This is a genomic window from Psychroserpens mesophilus (genome assembly GCF_050617655.1).
Lineage (GTDB): Bacteria > Bacteroidota > Bacteroidia > Flavobacteriales > Flavobacteriaceae > Psychroserpens > Psychroserpens mesophilus_A.
Map to the genome: position 1 here is coordinate 1 of NZ_JBODQC010000132.1, position 279 is coordinate 279.

The following is a 279-nucleotide window of genomic DNA, read 5'->3' on the forward strand; positions in this document are numbered from 1 at the left end:
TTTGGACGAGGAGGAGCTATTGCCCATCGAGGATTTCACCGAAGCAGTGGTGAGAGGTGGGAAAGCCCGTTTACGTCCAGTGTTGCTTACGGCCATCACCACCATTTTGGGATTGATCCCATTGGCCACAGGGTTCAATATCAACTTTTTTACGCTAATGAGCGACTTTAACCCAAACATTTACTTTGGAGGTGATAACGTAATTTTTTGGGGGCCTTTGGCCTGGACGGTAATTTACGGTCTTTTTGTGGCTACCTTCCTTACCTTGATCGTTGTGCC

General features: G+C 47.3%; 1 protein-coding gene. It reads left to right on the forward strand.

What is annotated here, in order from left to right; genetic code table 11:
- Nucleotides 1–279 (forward strand): efflux RND transporter permease subunit (locus ACRHNM_RS16640; protein WP_431137739.1); only part of this gene is annotated, 279 nt, incomplete at both ends.